This is a genomic window from Buttiauxella sp. S19-1, from assembly GCF_022134725.1.
GTDB classification, from domain to species: Bacteria; Pseudomonadota; Gammaproteobacteria; order Enterobacterales; family Enterobacteriaceae; genus Buttiauxella; species Buttiauxella ferragutiae.
Map to the genome: position 1 here is coordinate 21,212 of NZ_JAHWLU010000043.1, position 16,533 is coordinate 37,744.

Genomic DNA, 16,533 nt, shown 5'->3' on the forward strand with positions numbered 1-16,533 from the left:
AATTGGCACAACAAAACAGCATAGTAAGCAGCGTGGCGCACTTGTGTATCACCCTGCATGACAGGAGTAAAAATGGCTATCGACGAAAACAAACAGAAGGCGTTAGCGGCAGCACTTGGCCAAATTGAAAAACAATTTGGTAAAGGCTCCATCATGCGTCTGGGTGAAGACCGTACCATGGATGTGGAAACGATCTCTACCGGTTCACTTTCACTGGATATTGCTCTGGGAGCCGGTGGCTTACCAATGGGGCGTATCGTTGAAATATACGGACCAGAATCTTCTGGTAAAACGACGCTGACTTTGCAAGTTATCGCCGCCGCTCAACGTGAAGGTAAAACGTGTGCGTTTATCGATGCCGAGCACGCTCTGGACCCGATTTACGCTAAGAAACTGGGCGTTGATATCGACAACCTGCTGTGTTCCCAGCCTGATACCGGCGAACAAGCTCTGGAAATCTGTGACGCATTAGCACGTTCCGGCGCTGTTGACGTCCTCGTGGTTGACTCCGTTGCTGCTCTGACACCGAAAGCTGAAATTGAAGGCGAAATCGGTGACTCTCATATGGGCCTTGCGGCACGTATGATGAGCCAGGCAATGCGTAAACTGGCGGGTAACCTTAAGCAGTCCAACACCCTGCTTATCTTCATCAACCAGATCCGTATGAAAATTGGTGTGATGTTCGGTAACCCAGAAACCACAACCGGTGGTAACGCCCTGAAGTTCTACGCATCTGTCCGTCTGGATATCCGCCGTATTGGCGCGGTAAAAGATGGCGATAACGTAGTGGGTAGTGAAACCCGCGTTAAAGTGGTCAAAAACAAAATTGCTGCACCATTTAAGCAAGCTGAATTCCAGATCATGTACGGCGAAGGCATTAACTTCTACGGCGAACTGGTTGATTTAGGCGTGAAGCACAAGCTGATTGAAAAAGCAGGTGCCTGGTACAGCTACAACGGTGAGAAGATTGGCCAGGGTAAATCAAACTCCAGTAATTTCCTGAAAGAAAACAAGCCAATGGCTGTTGAAATCGAGAAGAAACTGCGTGATATGCTGCTGAATAATCAAGATGGCACACCAGACTTTGTTGTTGATGACCATGACAAAGACGTTGCTGAAACCAAAGAAGACTTCTAAATACTAGTAAGGGCTGCCACGGCAGCCCTTGTCTTTATCTGCTTTACTGCACTTTTCTTCTATACAGGTTATCCGTCATGCCTGAACCTATTACTCCTTCTACTCGCCGCAGCGCCTGGTCCCGCTTATTAGACAAAGCCACTCGTATCCTGGCGATGCGCGATCACAGCGAACAAGAACTCCGCCGTAAACTTGCTGCACAACCCACGTTTCCCGGAAAACCAAGAGCGGAAGAAGACCCGTTTACTCCTGAAGATATCGAAAAAGTTATTGCCTGGTGTTATGAACACCGCTGGCTGGACGATGCTCAGTTCGCTTCGCGTTTTATCGCAAGCCGCAGCCGCAAAGGTTATGGCCCGCAACGTATCCGTCAGGAATTGCAGGGTAAAGGTATCGCGCGTGAACTGAGCGAAGCCGCCATGGAAAACTGCGAAATAGACTGGCAAGAGATGGCGCGAGACATTGCCGAGCGAAAATTTGGTGAGCAACTTCCTACGGAATGGAAAGAGCGGGCCAAAGTGCAGCGCTATCTTCAGTATCGTGGTTTCTTTATGGAAGACATCCAGGCCGTTTATTCAAGATAAATACCGAAATTTTGCAGATTAGGCATACACGGGATTTTACTTCCCTCATCAGAAAACTTATCTTATTCCCACTTTTTCCAGGTAAACAGGTCAAGGCCAAAGTATCAAAATTGGCTATGTCAGGTTTGCAACTCCTCGTTAGCTTGATTTCAGGATAATTATGAGCAAGAGCACCGCTGAGATCCGTCAGGCGTTTCTCGATTTTTTCCATAGTAAAGGCCACCAGGTTGTAGCGAGCAGCTCCCTGGTTCCGAATAACGACCCTACTTTGCTGTTTACCAATGCCGGGATGAACCAGTTCAAGGATGTATTCCTTGGTCTCGACAAACGTAACTATTCCCGTGCCACAACGTCGCAACGTTGTGTCCGCGCTGGTGGTAAACACAATGACCTGGAGAACGTCGGTTACACCGCTCGTCACCACACTTTCTTTGAAATGCTGGGTAACTTCAGCTTTGGTGACTACTTCAAAAATGATGCCATCAACTTCGCCTGGGAATTATTGACCGGCGAACAGTGGTTTAACCTGCCAAAAGATCGTCTGTGGGTCACGGTTTACGAGACTGACGACGAAGCGTTTGAAATCTGGGAAAAAGAAGTTGGCGTTCCGCGCGAACGTATTATTCGCATTGGCGATAACAAAGGTGCAGCTTACGCATCTGACAACTTCTGGCAGATGGGTGACACCGGCCCATGCGGCCCATGCACCGAAATCTTCTTTGACCACGGCGACCACATTTGGGGCGGCCCTCCGGGTAGCGCTGAAGAAGATGGCGACCGTTATATCGAAATCTGGAACCTTGTGTTCATGCAGTTCAACCGTCAGCAAGATGGCACTATGTTGCCATTGCCGAAGCCGTCTGTTGATACGGGGATGGGGCTGGAGCGTATTGCCGCTGTTCTTCAGCACGTTAACTCCAACTACGAAATTGATTTGTTCAGCCAGCTGATTAAGTCTGTTGCCGAAGTTACTGGTGCAACCGATCTGAACAGCAAATCACTGCGTGTTATCGCTGACCATATTCGTTCTTGTGCGTTCCTGGTTGCTGATGGTGTTACGCCATCCAATGAAGGCCGTGGCTATGTGCTGCGCCGTATCGTTCGTCGTGCAATCCGCCACGGCAACATGCTGGGCGCTAAAGAAACCTTCTTCTACAAACTGGTTGGCCCATTGGTTGAAGTGATGGGGGCAGCGGGTGAAGAGCTGCAACGTCAGCAAGCATTGGTTGAACAAGTTCTGAAAACCGAAGAAGAGCAGTTTGCCCGTACCCTGGAACGTGGCTTAACGCTGTTGGATGAAGAACTGGCGAAACTGAAGGGCGATACGCTGGATGGTGAAACCGCTTTCCGTCTGTACGACACCTATGGCTTCCCGGTTGACCTGACTGCGGATGTTTGCCGCGAACGTAATCTGAAAGTTGACGAAGCTGGTTTTGAAGCGGCGATGGAAGAACAACGCCGTCGCGCACGTGAGTCCAGCGGTTTTGGCGCTGACTATAACAGCATGATCCGCGTAGATTCTGCCACTGCTTTCAAAGGTTATGATCACACGGATTTAACCGCGAAAGTCACTGCGTTGTTTGTTGACGGTAAAGCCGTTGAACAAGTGACTGCGGGCCAGGAAGCGGTTGTGGTGCTCAACGAAACACCATTCTATGCAGAGTCTGGTGGCCAGGTTGGTGATAAAGGCACAATCAAAGGTAACGGTGTGGACTTTGCCGTTAACGATACGCAGAAGTATGGCCAGGCTATCGGTCATCTTGGCAAATTAGTCTCTGGTGTGGTGAAAGTGGGCGACAGTGTAAAAGCTGAAGTTGATGAAGTGCGTCGTTCACGCATTCGTCTGAACCACTCTGCAACTCACTTGTTGCATGCTGCATTGCGCCAGGTACTTGGCACGCATGTCGCGCAAAAAGGTTCTCTGGTTAACGATAAAGGCCTGCGTTTCGACTTCTCCCATTTCGAAGCAATGAAACCGGCTGAAGTTCGCGCAGTAGAAGATATCGTTAACGGACAAATTCGTCGCAACCTGCCAATCGAAACTAACGTCATGGATCTGGAAGCTGCTAAGGCTAAAGGTGCAATGGCGTTGTTTGGTGAGAAGTATGATGACCACGTGCGTGTGCTGAGCATGGGTGATTTCTCGACCGAACTGTGTGGCGGTATTCACGCCAGCCGCACTGGCGATATTGGTTTGTTCCGTATCGTTGCTGAGTCTGGTACTGCTGCGGGTGTGCGCCGTATTGAAGCTGTTACTGGCGAAGGTGCGCTGGCTAATCTGCATGCACAAAGCGAACAGCTCAATGATATTGCTCAGTTGCTCAAAGGCGATAGCCAGAATCTGAACGAGAAAGTGCGTTCGGTACTGGAGCGTACCCGCCAGCTTGAAAAAGAACTACAGCAATTGAAAGAACAGCAGGCAGTGCAGGAGAGTGCAAACCTTTCCAGCAAAGCCGTCGATGTAAAAGGCGTGAAACTCCTCGTGAGTGAACTTGCCAACGTTGAACCGAAGATGCTGCGTACTATGGTTGATGATCTGAAAAATCAGCTTGGTTCGGCAATTATCGTTCTGGCGACGGTATCAGAAGGTAAGGTTTCTCTGATTACTGGTGTCTCTAAAGATGTCACTGACCGTGTGAAGGCGGGAGAACTGATTGGAGTTATCGCTCAGCAAGTTGGTGGCAAAGGGGGCGGTCGTCCAGATATGGCTCAGGCTGGTGGCACAGATGCAGCCGCATTGCCGGGTGCTCTGGCCGGTGTTGAAGCTTGGGTCTCGGCTAAGCTCTAAGTAAAAAAATAAAGTGCAGACAGACGCTATAACTCATTTAGGTTATAGCGTCTTCTTAAATTTGCACATACTCAATAATGATAAAGTCAGGTTAAAGTTGCGTATATCGGCTAGACTTATTCATAACAGAATGTAATGTCGTGGTGAGTGACACTTTATGTGTTTGTCACTACTTACTTTTTGTCGTATATGATGGAGAACGCCGGGATACAGAGAGACCCGACTCTTTTAATCTTTCAAGGAGCAAAGAATGCTGATTCTAACTCGTCGAGTTGGTGAGACCCTCATGATTGGGGATGAGGTGACCGTGACAGTACTTGGGGTAAAAGGTAACCAGGTTCGTATTGGTGTTAACGCCCCGAAGGAAGTTTCTGTACACCGCGAAGAGATCTACCAACGTATCCAGGCTGAAAAATCGCAACAAACGAGTTACTAAAGTTACTGCGTCTCGCTATCTGCTAGCGAGACGCTTCCTTTAGAGCACTATTTTCTTCGCTTTATCTCGCAATCCCTCCTGTTTCTTCTGTCATGCCCACAATTTCTTACTTATCCCGAATGCTTTCGTACCTCTATAAACCCCATCTTGTTAGTTGATAAAACACTCTTTTTGCCGTGAATTCACCCTAATTGTGCGCGAAGTGTGCAATTGAAACTGAGTTGGGAAAAATTGTTTGACTTATAAGTGCGGGAAAGTAATATGTGCGCCACGCAGTGCCGATGAGCAGAAACAAGTTCAACGGTACACCTCGAAAGAGGCGTGTGGTGAGGTGGCCGAGAGGCTGAAGGCGCTCCCCTGCTAAGGGAGTATGCGGTCAAAAGCTGCATCCGGGGTTCGAATCCCCGCCTCACCGCCATTTTGCACCCATAGCTCAGCTGGATAGAGTACTCGGCTACGAACCGAGCGGTCGGAAGTTCGAATCTTCCTGGGTGCACCATTCTTCCTACTACCATTTTGCACCGGTAGTGTTGCAAAGAAAGTTAATTTCTTAGCGAACAACAGGGAGAAAAACGTTGCTAAAGCAACGGCCCGTCAGGGCAAGCACCGCGAGTAACGCTCCGGATGCACCATCTTGTTGATGTTGTTTAGAACAACAAACAGCATTAAGTCAGCAGTAAAAGAAGTAATCCTGTGCACCCATAGCTCAGCTGGATAGAGTACTCGGCTACGAACCGAGCGGTCGGAAGTTCGAATCTTCCTGGGTGCACCATCTTCTTCGATGTTACGGCAAGTTCAGTGACATTGAATCAGTAGTAAAGCAGTAACCCGATGCACCCATAGCTCAGCTGGATAGAGTACTCGGCTACGAACCGAGCGGTCGGAAGTTCGAATCTTCCTGGGTGCACCATATTTTTCTCCAGTTTTAATTCCCCGAAAGTAACTCTTAAACTCCCCAGTAACACCACACAAACCCATTAGTCACCTTCTGTACTATCTCAATTACAAATAAGCGACAATATTATTGGTTTACGCTAAAGTAACGCCTCAATATTGAGTGATGTGAGGGATGAGATGTACGAACGTTACGACGGCCTGATTTTCGATATGGACGGAACCATCCTCGATACCGAACCAACACATCGTAAGGCGTGGCGTGAGACGCTAGCGGGCTATGGCATGCAGTTTGATGAGCAAGCTATGGTTGCGTTGAATGGCTCCCCAACCTGGCGTATCGCGCAGGCGATTATCGAACTCAATCGTGCAGATCTTGATCCTCATCGTCTGGCGCAGGAAAAGACGCAGGCCGTAAGGGCTATGCTTCTTGATACTGTGCGCCCGCTTCCTCTCATTGATGTCGTTAAATCCTGGCATGGGCGTCGTCCTATGGCTGTCGGTACCGGTAGTGAAAGCGATATTGCCGAAGCGCTGCTTAATCATTTGGGCTTACGTCAGTATTTCTCCGCTGTTGTCGCGGCAGATCACGTTAAAAACCATAAACCTGCTCCCGACACTTTTTTGCTGTGCGCCAAATTAATGGGTGTTGCTGCGCATAAATGTGTGGTGTTTGAAGATGCAGATTTTGGCCTGGAAGCAGCACGTGCCGCTGGTATGGATGGCGTGGATGTCCGTTTGCTGTGAGTGAAACACTGTCATTTGTTTCACTGTTTACCAGCAGTTTTCTTAGCGCAACATTGTTACCAGGAAGCTCAGAAGCTGTTCTGGTGGCGTTATTAGTTGCAGGTTCTGGGCCAACCTGGTTACTCATTTTAATAGCAACAATGGGTAATAGCCTTGGCGGCTTAACTAACGTTATTCTTGGACGTTTTTTCCCGTTGCGGGAACAATCGCGCTGGCAAGGAAAGGCAACTGCCTGGCTAGTGCGTTTTGGTCCGGCAACGTTATTACTCAGCTGGATGCCTTTAATTGGCGATCTACTGTGCCTGTTGGCTGGCTTATTACGAATGAGCTGGGGACCGGTAATCTTTTTCTTATGCCTTGGTAAAGCGCTTCGCTATCTCGTTGTCGCGGCTGCAACGGTACAAGGCATGGCGTGGTGGCACTAATTGGGTGATCTGATAATTATCATCACCATTTAAAACAATTATGCTTAATAAAAATGAATTCTACAGGCGGGAGGTCAATTTGATCCCGAACGTATCACAGGCGCTGGCCTGGCTGGAACAGCATCCTCAGGCAGTAAAAGGTCTTCGTCGTGGTCTTGAGCGTGAAACGCTGCGCGTCACGCCAGATGGTCAGTTGGCAACAACCGGCCACCCGGAAAGTCTAGGTTCAGCGTTTACCCATAAATGGATCACCACCGATTTCGCGGAAGCGCTGCTGGAGTTTATCACTCCGGTTGATGGTGACATCGACCATATGCTGACCTTCATGCGTGATATTCATCGCCATGTCGCCCGTCATTTGGGTGAGGAACGCATGTGGCCTCTGAGCATGCCGTGCTATATCGACGACGGTCAGAATATCGAACTGGCGCAGTATGGTTCATCCAACAACGGGCGTTTTAAAACGCTCTACCGTGAAGGATTGAAAAACCGTTACGGTGCGTTGATGCAGACTATCTCCGGCGTTCACTACAACTTTTCGTTGCCGTTTGAATTTTGGCAGGCGCGGTTGGGCGTAGAAGATGCCCAGAGCGGCAAAGAAGCGATTTCCGCCGGATACTTCCGCCTGATTCGCAACTACTACCGTTTCGGTTGGGTGATCCCGTATTTATTCGGTGCATCGCCGGCGATTTGCTCGTCTTTCCTGCAAGGGAAAGAAAGCTCGCTGCCATTTGAAAAAACCGAGTGTGGCATGAATTACCTGCCATACGCGACGTCACTGCGTTTGAGCGACCTCGGTTACACCAACAAATCTCAGAGCAATCTTGGCATTACGTTTAACGATCTGGAAACTTACGTCGCCGGATTAAAACGTGCCATTAAAACGCCTTCGGAAGAGTACGCGAAGATGGGAGTTGAGAAGGACGGTAAACGCCTTCAAATCAACACCAACGTGCTGCAAATCGAAAATGAACTCTACGCACCGATTCGCCCTAAACGTGTCACAGCGGAGGGTGAGTCGCCTTCTGACGCTCTGATGCGCGGTGGGATTGAATATATCGAAGTGCGTTCACTGGATATTAACCCGTTCTCTCCGATCGGGGTTGATGAGCAGCAAGTTCGCTTCCTCGACCTGTTTATGATTTGGTGTGTGCTGGCTGACGCGCCTGAAATGAGCAGTGATGAATTGCTTTGCACCCGTAAAAACTGGAATCGCGTGATTCTGGAAGGGCGCAAACCAGGCCTGACGTTGGGTATGGGTTGTGAAACCGCACAGCATCCGTTGCCAAAAGTGGGCAAAGACCTGTTTGCTGATTTACGTCGTGTCGCGGAAACGCTGGATGGTATCGCTGGCAATACGGAATACCAGGACGTGTGTGACCAACTGGTCGCCTGTTTCGATAATCCTGAATTAACGTACTCAGCACGAATTCTGCGGTCTATGATTGATAATGGCATTGGCGGAACTGGGCTGGCATTGGCTGAGCAATATCGTCAGATGCTGATCCAGGAGCCGCTAGAGATTTTGACCGAAGATGTATTGCAGAAGGAGCATGACGCTTCGTGGCAACGTCAGCGGGAAATTGAAGCTAAAGATACCGAACCGTTCGACGTGTGGCTCGCAAAACACGCGTAGTACAAAAGAAAAAGGCCACAATCAATGTGGCCAAAATATACATCTCTGAATCAGGGATGATGATAATAAATGCGCGTCTTTCATATACTCAGAGTCGTCCAGGAAAGAATGGTTCATTTTATTTTTAAATTAAATCACTATCGGAGGTGATCAGATGCCGTTGTTGGATAGCTTCACAGTCGACCATACCCGCATGGGCGCGCCAGCAGTGCGTGTGGCCAAAACAATGCACACGCCTCATGGCGATACAATCACTGTATTTGATCTGCGTTTCTGCATCCCGAACAAGGAAGTGATGCCAGAAAAAGGGATTCATACACTTGAACACCTGTTTGCAGGATTTATGCGTGATCACCTGAATGGGAACGGCGTAGAGATCATCGATATTTCACCTATGGGTTGCCGCACAGGTTTCTACATGAGCCTGATTGGTGTGCCAGAAGAGTCTCGAGTTGCTGACGCATGGAAAGCGGCAATGGAAGATGTTCTGAAAGTGAAAGAGCAAAACCAGATCCCAGAGCTGAATGTTTATCAGTGTGGGACTTACCACATGCACTCGTTGCAAGAAGCACAGGACATCGCGCGCCATATTCTTGAGCATGGTGTGAGCGTGAACAGCAACGAAGAGTTGGCTCTGCCAAAAGAGAAACTTAAAGAGCTGCACATCTAGTCAGAAGCCTCATAAAAAGGAGCTCATCGGCTCCTTTTTATATTCTTGCGCTATGCTACCTTTATCTTTTCGCTCATAAATAACGCTATGTCTACCACTCTCCAGTTCAACTTCGCGACGCGTCCGCTGGTTCCCTTTGCTCATGATTATCCACATGGCGCGACGGAGCCCTGGCATAGCCATGACTGCGCACAACTGCTGCATACTTTAAGTGGTGTGGTGCGGATAGAAACGGAACAAGGGTATTGGGTTGTGCCGCCCAGTCGTGGTGTATGGCTCCCGGCGGGAACACGTCATCGGCTTCAGGTCACAGGACAAGTCGCGGCCAGAACGTTGTTTATCGATCCTTTTGCTCGCGCGGATTTACCCTCGGTCTGTCAGGTTGTGCAGGTTTCTAATTTACTGCGTGAGTTGATCATAAGCTCGCTGGATCTACCAGGACGGTACGAAGCCGGGAGCAGGGAGGAGAGAATCTACGAGCTGATCCTCGATGAAATCCGCGTGATGACAGTGATGCCTTTTAATCTGCCGGAACCGCAGGCACCCACGATTCAGGCGCTATGCCGTCAGGTTCAGGCTGAACCAGGTAAATCATGGACCACCACAGTGGCTGCCGCCCAGCTCAACATGAGTGAACGAACCTTACTGCGCCATTTTCGCGAGCAAACTGGTATGGCGTTCAGCGAATGGGTACGACGCGCACGGCTAATGGAAGCACTAAATCGCCTGGCTCAAGGGCAATCGGTTCTGCGGGTGGCGCTGGATCTTGGCTATGAAAGCCACAGTGCATTCAGCGCCATGTTCCGACGGACTCTGGGCGTATCCCCAAGTGAATACTTCTAGTTCGAAGATTTTATCGGCAAGGCGTTAAGCAAAGCCTGTAGCGAAGCCCGCGCAACATCATTGTCGATACCGACTCCCCAGCAACTTTCACCATTGGCAAAAGTACAGCGTATATAGGCAGCTGATCGGCTCTCGCTATGTCTTCCAAGTGTATGCTCATGGTAGTCCTCGATAGAAAAAGCGACCTTGAACTGCGATTTTAGAGCATCAGCGGTGGCAGAAAGTAGCCCGTTACCTTTGCCCTGCAACGTCAATATTCCTTCTGGTGTCTGGACGCGCGCCTGCAGTGAAAGACCTCCTTCTGTCTGACTTTCACTGCGGTATTCCAGTAGTTGCCGATCAGCGAGTTGATGCGGCCCGTACAACTTGCGGAACAACTGCCAGAGGGCGTTAAGAGTCATTTCGTTACCGTCCCGGTCGGTCTGTTCCTGAACGTGGCGGCTGAAGTCCTGTTGCAACCCACGTGGTAATACCAGCCCGTGGTTTTGTTCCAGTATCCACGCCGCGCCGCTTTTACCAGACTGGCTGTTAACGCGGATCACCGCCTCGTAACTACAGCCAATATCGTTCGGGTCTACAGGAAGATACGGCATCTCCCAAAGCGGAGAAGAGGATTGCTGCCGGGCCGTGAAACCCTTTTTGATAGCATCCTGATGCGAGCCTGAAAAGGCTGTAAATGCCAACTTTCCGGCATAGGGATGGCGAGGGTGCACCGGTAACTGATTGCATTGCTCCACCTCTTCGACAACATGCTTTATGTCGCTGAAATCGAGCTGCGGTGAGACCCCCTGGCTGTATAGATTCATAGCCATGGTTACCAGACAGACGTTACCGGTGCGTTCGCCGTTGCCGAACAAACAGCCCTCTACACGGTCAGCTCCCGCAAGTATCGCCAGTTCAGCACTGGCCACACCGCTTCCCCGGTCATTGTGAGGATGGACGCTGATACACACCGCGTTACGCCGCGAGAAATGGCGACAGAAGTACTCAATTTGGTCGGCATAGACGTTCGGGGTATTCACTTCGACGGTCGCAGGTAAGTTGATAATCATCGGCCTTTCGCAGCAGGGCTCCCAAACATCCGCCACCGCCTCGCAGATTTGCAGCGCGAAATCAGATTCGGTGAAGCAGAAGGTTTCCGGGGAGTATTCATAACTCCACTGTGTTTGCGGGTTTGCCTCGCACAATGCCCGAATCTGGCGCGTTGCACTGACGGCCAATTGGATGATCTCCTCTTTGCTCTGACGGAATACCAGGCGGCGGAAAAGTGGGGCAGTGGCGTTATAGAGATGCAGTGTCGCGCGACTGGCACCCTCAAGAGCGGCAAAAGTGCGTTCAATCAAATCGGTACGTGCCTGGGTCAGCACCTGGATTGTGACGTCGTGCGGTATCCGCCGTTCTTCAATTAGCTGGCGAACAAACTGGAAGTCCGTTTCTGATGCTGACGGAAAAGCCACTTCAATTTCCTTAAAACCGCATTGGAGCAACAGTTCCCAGAAGCGCAGTTTGCGCAGGCCGTCCATGGGGTCAGCCAGCGCCTGGTTACCGTCGCGCAGGTCGGTGGAAAGCCAGCGTGGGGCATGCGTGAGCTGTTTGTTTGGCCATTGGCGGTCAGGTAGGTGAATCGGGGGATGGGGCTGGTATTTTTGCGATGGGTCGTACAGCATGTCGGTTTTCCTCGGCGTGGGTCAGTCTTTATCCTGACGACTTTAGGCTGGGCTTACTGGCGCAAAACTGACAACCTGTGCTGCAAAACCGCCAGACGACAGACAGAGAAAAGGGGCCAATTGGCCCCTTTTGTGTTTCTGACTTAGTGCGCTCCACCGCCGCCACCACCGGCACCAAACGGTGGTCTGGCAAACCAGATTAGACCCAGTAACAGAATAAATATTCCTGCAGAAACCCAGAAAATCTCATTGGCTGAGATAATCAGCCCCTGATTGGTAATCTGCTGCGCAATATAGCCAGAGGCTTGTTGCGGCGACATCCCCAGATTTTCCAGTTTTGAATACATCTCCTGCGCATTCGGGTTAAACGGTGAAACGGACTCCGTTAACTGCGCGTGATGTAGCGCTTCGCGGTTAGTCCACAGCGTCGTGGTTATCGACGTACCAATCGAACCGGCAAGGGTTCGGGTAAAGTTCGACAGGCTCGACGCTGCGGCCATACGTTCAGGCGGTAGCCCGGAAAGCGTGATTGTCGTCAGTGGCATAAAGAAGCACGCCACGGCAAAGCCCTGAATAAACTGCGGCCAGGCCGACGCGCCGAAATCCATTCCCGGCTCGAAGGTATATGCACGCCAGTAGAAACAGACGGCGTACATAATAAAGCTGAACGTCACCAGGCGCCGCATATCGAGCTTATGAGCAAAACGCCCGATAATCGGCGACAGCAATACAGGAAGAAGCCCGACCGGTGCCGATGCCAGACCTGCCCAGGTTGCCGTGTAGCCATATACCTCCTGCAACAGCTGCGGCAGTAACACAATTGCGCCGAAGTAGAGCATGTAGGCGAGACTGATACACAAGCAACCAATGGTGAAGTTTCGCGACTTAAACAACGACAAGTCGACTATCGGGTTGTCGTCCGTTAGCTCCCAGACAATCAAGAAACTTATCGTCACCACCGCGACGATTGTCAGAACGACCACTTCCGTTGAGTTAAACCAATCCAGCTCTTTACCGCGGTCGAGCATGATTTGCAGGCTACCAATGCCCACCACCAACAGCGCAAGGCCGATGGCATCAATACGGCGCTGCTCGGTTTTGGTTTCACGCCCACGCAAGGTTTGCATCGTCAGCAGAACGACCAGCGCGCCGATAGGCACGTTGATAAAGAAGATCCAACCCCAGTGGTAGTTATCACTGATAAAACCACCGAGGATTGGCCCACAAATCGGTGCCACGATGACCGTCATCGACCACAGCGCCAGCGCGATACTTCGCTTAGCAGGCGGGTAGTTATTGAGCAGCAGACTTTGCGACAGCGGAATCAACGGCCCGGCAACGATCCCCTGGATAACGCGGAAGAAGATCAGCATCTCCAGACTTTTGGACACGCCGCAAGCCCATGAAGCCAACACGAAGAGAATCGTCGACCACATAAACAACTTCACTTCACCAAAGCGCTTAGCAAGCCACCCGGTGATAGGAATTGAGATGGCGTTTGCCACCCCAAATGAAGTGATAACCCAGGTTCCCTGGCTCAGTGACGAGCCAAGGTTACCGGCAATGGTCGGAATGGCCACGTTGGCGATGGTCGAGTCCAGCACCTGCATAAAGGTCGCCAATGACAAGGCGATGGTCATGATGACCAGCGGTGCCCCTTCTAGCGGTTTTTGTTGTGCCATACAACCTCCGCTTTGTTAACCCGCATTGGCCTGGATGATGTTATTGATAAGCTCGTTGGCAGGCGCAAGATTCAGCTCGCGCGCATTGCTTTCATACACCGGAGAGTGACGAGTGGTGTTTGCCAGCATACTGCCATCGCGGTTACTGGTATCCACCGTCACCAGCGTCGACAAACCGATACGCAGCGGATGTTGTTCAAGCTGTTTGGCATCCAGTTCAATACGAACCGGCAAACGCTGAACCACTTTAATCCAGTTACCGGTGGCGTTTTGTGCAGGAAGCAGAGAGAACGCGCTGCCGGTACCCATATCCAGGCCAACAACTTTACCGGTGTACTCAACTTTGTCGCCGTAAATATCACTGACGACCGTCGCCGGTTGGCCAATACGCATATGCGCAAGCTGCGTTTCTTTGAAGTTTGCATCAACCCACAAACCACTCGCTGGCACGATAGCCATCAGCGGTGTGGTCGGGCTAATCTGTGCGCCAACTTGCACCACACGGCGTGAAACATAGCCGGTCATTGGGCTGACAATCTTAGTCCGTTGCAGTGCCATCCAGGCGTTACGTAACTCGGCAGCCGCTTGTTTAACACTTGGCTGTTCTTCGAGTTTGGTTCCGAGGATCATGGCCTGATTGGCATTATATTGTTGAATGGCAACATCCAGTTGCGCTTGAGCCGATGCGACGGCATCTCGGGCGTGTTGCAACTCTTCACGGCCAATCAGGTTTGCATTCCCCAGCGGCACGCGGCGATTCAGGTCGCTTTGAGCTTGTGCCAGAGAAGTCTTTTGCAGCTCAATATTGGCCTGATATTGCTTACTGTTAATCATTAACTGACGAGTCTGGCGCACGCTTGAAGCCAGCACGGTTTGTGCTTGTTCAAAGGCTTGCTCAGCGTCAGCCTGGTCCAGCGTCACCAGAACATCGCCCTGTTTAACGAAGTCGGTATTATCTGCCCAAACTTTAGTTACGCTTCCGGAAACCTGGGACATTATCTGCACCTGATTACCGGCCACATACGCATCATCCGTGTTTTCGTAGTGACGTAATACTAAGAACCAGTAAATCCCATATGCCACAGCAATAATGACAAACAGCAAGGTCAACACAAGTAAGGCACCTTTACGTTTGCCTTTCTTGTTACCCGGCTGCTGCGAGGTTTGAGTCTCCGCATGTGCGCTCATGCTTATCTCCACACTTTTTTATTATAGTGATCGGCTGAGCCGACCTGTTAGACCCAACAGGCCAGCAAGGTAAGTTGCTGGCCTGTCAGTATTCATCTTTTTTGGGATACTACGATTTAACGCGATGACGGCACTTAGCGCACGGCTTCAAGTACAGTCTGGTTTTCGTCCATTTCATCAAGGCGGGTCAGCAGTTTGCGGGTGATCTGTTCCAACTGCTCTTTTTCCGAACCACTCAGCGTGGACCACAGCTCATGTAAGCAGTGGTGCTGCGGTGGTAACACCTGACGCAGGAACTCCTGACCTTTTTCGGTTAAATGCAGATGCAGGCAGCGGCGATCGTTATCGCTTTCACGGCGTTCAATCCAGCCACGCTTTTCCAGTTCATCGGCAATACGAGTCGCGTTAGTACGGGAAGACCCCAAAGCACAGCTCAATTCAGAAGGCTGGATGCTGTGGTTTTCCTGCGATTCAAGAGTAATTAACGCCATAAACAGCGTCTCGTTAATCCCCTGAGCTTTCAGCATTTTATTGCGGTTTTCCAAAAGCTTGCCCTGCATGTGCATGCAAAGGCGCGTCAGCAGGACTTCCTGGTACGGGAATTCCTCATAGCGTTTGGCGCGAAATTTTAGCATTTGTTCAATGGGCGTAAACGAACTATCCATTTTGGCATAACCTCATTAGTTTCGGTCGATATAATAACGATGGTGACAAATAAAGTAAATGTATTGTTGATACGTTTTTATTGGTCAGACTGATATCACCATCATGAGTTTCCAGGTTAATCCATAACCCAGAGCACTTAATAATGTCGGGACAATGATGCTGCGAGTTTTATAAAAACTCAGCCCGAGAATAATAAAACCGACAAGCGTCGGGACCAGACGTTGCGCGTTCTGCATAATCTCCGGAACACTAGAAACCACCAGCAACGCACAAATCGATGCGATTCCGATACTGTCGAGCAGTATGCCAGTGGCGCCGCGTTTGGCCGGACGAGTGGTATTTGCCCGGATACGCAGAGGCAAATAACGAAACAGATAGTTGGCAAGGCCGACCAGCAAACCCAGCAAAAGTACTTGTGTACTCATCCGTGTTCACCTTGATAAAACGCCTGTACTAATGCCGCCATACAGCCACAGACAATCCCTGCAAGAATCGCCACCGGAATAGAAACCAGCGTCACGCCCAACAATGCGCCAGCAAGCGAAGCGGTAACCGTCCATGATTGTTTACGCTGGAACGACGCCAGCATGAAACTCATGAACAGGGCGGGCAACATAAAGCCTAAAGCCGCTTCAACAGCGGGCAGGTGGTCCAGCAAACCATTACCAGACCAGGCTCCCAGCGCGGTGCCTAAAACCCAGGAAAACCATGAACTAAAGGCGATACCGATCATCCAGTTTTCGCTCCAGCGCCGGTTATCACGCACCAGTTTGGCGGTGGCGGCGGCAAAAACTTCGTCGGTCAGGCCGAAGGCCCAAATCGCGGTTTTAGGTTTACTCAACTGGCGGGTGATGCGCTGACGCAGGGAAGGGCCATACAACACGTGGCGCACATCCATTGCCATCACCGTTAAGGCGGCGACCCACAGAGAACTACCCGCAGCCAGTAACGCAGTTATCACAAACTGGCTGGCCCCGGCATAAATAATGCAGGAGAAAAACAAGCTTTCGAGTGGCGTAAATCCCAGCTTCGTGGCATTAAGCCCAAACGCAAACGCGACCGGAATATAACTGATGACAATCGGTAAACTGTCTTTCAGCCCTTCAACCCAGGTGGCATCGCTGTGATTATTATCTAATGGAACTGTTGCAGGACTATCCATATTAAATA

General features: G+C 50.5%; 15 protein-coding genes and 4 tRNA genes. 13 read left to right on the plus strand and 6 right to left on the minus strand.

From position 1 onward, the window contains the following. Positions 1 to 72 precede the first annotated feature (72 nt). The 13 genes from recA to MES37_RS11765 all read left to right on the plus strand — a co-directional run bounded on the left by recA (position 73) and on the right by MES37_RS11765 (position 10,160). The gene (recA, locus tag MES37_RS11705; protein WP_064543956.1) at positions 73 to 1,137 is read left to right on the plus strand and encodes a recombinase RecA; all 1,065 of its coding nucleotides are present in this window, start codon (positions 73 to 75) and stop codon (positions 1,135 to 1,137) included. Positions 1,138 to 1,214: 77 nt separating this feature from the next. Next, positions 1,215 to 1,721 carry a regulatory protein RecX gene (locus MES37_RS11710; RefSeq protein ID WP_064543958.1) on the plus strand — a complete coding sequence of 169 codons (507 nt, stop codon included), beginning with the start codon at positions 1,215 to 1,217 and terminating at the stop codon, positions 1,719 to 1,721. A gap of 160 nt (positions 1,722 to 1,881) precedes the next feature. Further along, positions 1,882 to 4,509: an alanine--tRNA ligase gene (gene alaS, locus MES37_RS11715; protein ID WP_121815025.1), complete on the plus strand. Its 2,628-nt coding sequence runs from the start codon at positions 1,882 to 1,884 to the stop codon at positions 4,507 to 4,509. A 250-nt stretch (positions 4,510 to 4,759) separates the two neighbouring features. Next, positions 4,760 to 4,945, plus strand: a complete 186-nt coding sequence (csrA, locus tag MES37_RS11720; RefSeq protein WP_013574027.1) for a carbon storage regulator CsrA — start codon at positions 4,760 to 4,762, stop codon at positions 4,943 to 4,945. A gap of 325 nt (positions 4,946 to 5,270) precedes the next feature. Continuing rightward, positions 5,271 to 5,363: transfer RNA gene (locus MES37_RS11725), tRNA-Ser, on the plus strand. A 4-nt stretch (positions 5,364 to 5,367) separates the two neighbouring features. Further along, positions 5,368 to 5,444: transfer RNA gene (locus tag MES37_RS11730), tRNA-Arg, on the plus strand. A 196-nt stretch (positions 5,445 to 5,640) separates the two neighbouring features. After that, positions 5,641 to 5,717: transfer RNA gene (locus tag MES37_RS11735), tRNA-Arg, on the plus strand. A 61-nt stretch (positions 5,718 to 5,778) separates the two neighbouring features. After that, positions 5,779 to 5,855: transfer RNA gene (locus tag MES37_RS11740), tRNA-Arg, on the plus strand. Positions 5,856 to 6,019: 164 nt separating this feature from the next. Continuing rightward, complete coding sequence (yqaB, locus tag MES37_RS11745) at positions 6,020 to 6,586, plus strand: fructose-1-phosphate/6-phosphogluconate phosphatase (protein ID WP_064543962.1); 567 nt, start codon at positions 6,020 to 6,022, stop codon at positions 6,584 to 6,586. Then, on the plus strand, positions 6,583 to 7,011 hold the full coding sequence (locus MES37_RS11750) for a YqaA family protein (protein ID WP_064543964.1): 429 nt from the start codon (positions 6,583 to 6,585) through the stop codon (positions 7,009 to 7,011). The genes yqaB and MES37_RS11750 overlap by 4 nt, the downstream gene beginning before the upstream one ends. 79 nt (positions 7,012 to 7,090) lie before the next feature. Next, on the plus strand, positions 7,091 to 8,647 hold the full coding sequence (gene gshA / locus MES37_RS11755) for a glutamate--cysteine ligase (RefSeq protein WP_064543966.1): 1,557 nt from the start codon (positions 7,091 to 7,093) through the stop codon (positions 8,645 to 8,647). A gap of 154 nt (positions 8,648 to 8,801) precedes the next feature. After that, the gene (gene luxS / locus MES37_RS11760; RefSeq protein WP_064543968.1) at positions 8,802 to 9,317 is read left to right on the plus strand and encodes an S-ribosylhomocysteine lyase; all 516 of its coding nucleotides are present in this window, start codon (positions 8,802 to 8,804) and stop codon (positions 9,315 to 9,317) included. Positions 9,318 to 9,404: 87 nt separating this feature from the next. Continuing rightward, entirely contained in the window at positions 9,405 to 10,160 is a 756-nt protein-coding gene (locus MES37_RS11765) for an AraC family transcriptional regulator (protein WP_237931486.1), read from the plus strand. Here the strand turns inward: MES37_RS11765 and leuA are convergent. The 6 genes from leuA to MES37_RS11795 all read right to left on the minus strand — a co-directional run bounded on the left by leuA (position 10,157) and on the right by MES37_RS11795 (position 16,525). Continuing rightward, positions 10,157 to 11,827 carry a 2-isopropylmalate synthase gene (gene leuA / locus MES37_RS11770; protein ID WP_064543972.1) on the minus strand — a complete coding sequence of 557 codons (1,671 nt, stop codon included), beginning with the start codon at positions 11,825 to 11,827 and terminating at the stop codon, positions 10,157 to 10,159. The two genes, MES37_RS11765 and leuA, sit on opposite strands and share 4 nt — an antisense overlap. A 143-nt stretch (positions 11,828 to 11,970) precedes the next feature. Then, the gene (gene emrB / locus MES37_RS11775; protein WP_064543974.1) at positions 11,971 to 13,509 is read right to left on the minus strand and encodes a multidrug efflux MFS transporter permease subunit EmrB; all 1,539 of its coding nucleotides are present in this window, start codon (positions 13,507 to 13,509) and stop codon (positions 11,971 to 11,973) included. Positions 13,510 to 13,524: 15 nt separating this feature from the next. Continuing rightward, positions 13,525 to 14,697 (minus strand): multidrug efflux MFS transporter periplasmic adaptor subunit EmrA, encoded by a 1,173-nt coding sequence (gene emrA, locus MES37_RS11780; protein ID WP_064543976.1) that lies wholly within the window; start codon positions 14,695 to 14,697, stop codon positions 13,525 to 13,527. 134 nt (positions 14,698 to 14,831) lie between these two features. After that, a complete protein-coding gene (gene mprA, locus MES37_RS11785) occupies positions 14,832 to 15,362 on the minus strand; it encodes a transcriptional repressor MprA (RefSeq protein ID WP_064543978.1) in 531 nt (176 codons plus the stop codon). A gap of 84 nt (positions 15,363 to 15,446) precedes the next feature. Continuing rightward, on the minus strand, positions 15,447 to 15,788 hold the full coding sequence (gene ygaH / locus MES37_RS11790; RefSeq protein ID WP_064543980.1) for an L-valine transporter subunit YgaH: 342 nt from the start codon (positions 15,786 to 15,788) through the stop codon (positions 15,447 to 15,449). Further along, positions 15,785 to 16,525, minus strand: a complete 741-nt coding sequence (locus MES37_RS11795; RefSeq protein ID WP_064543982.1) for an AzlC family ABC transporter permease — start codon at positions 16,523 to 16,525, stop codon at positions 15,785 to 15,787. The genes ygaH and MES37_RS11795 overlap by 4 nt, the downstream gene beginning before the upstream one ends. Positions 16,526 to 16,533 lie beyond the last annotated feature (8 nt).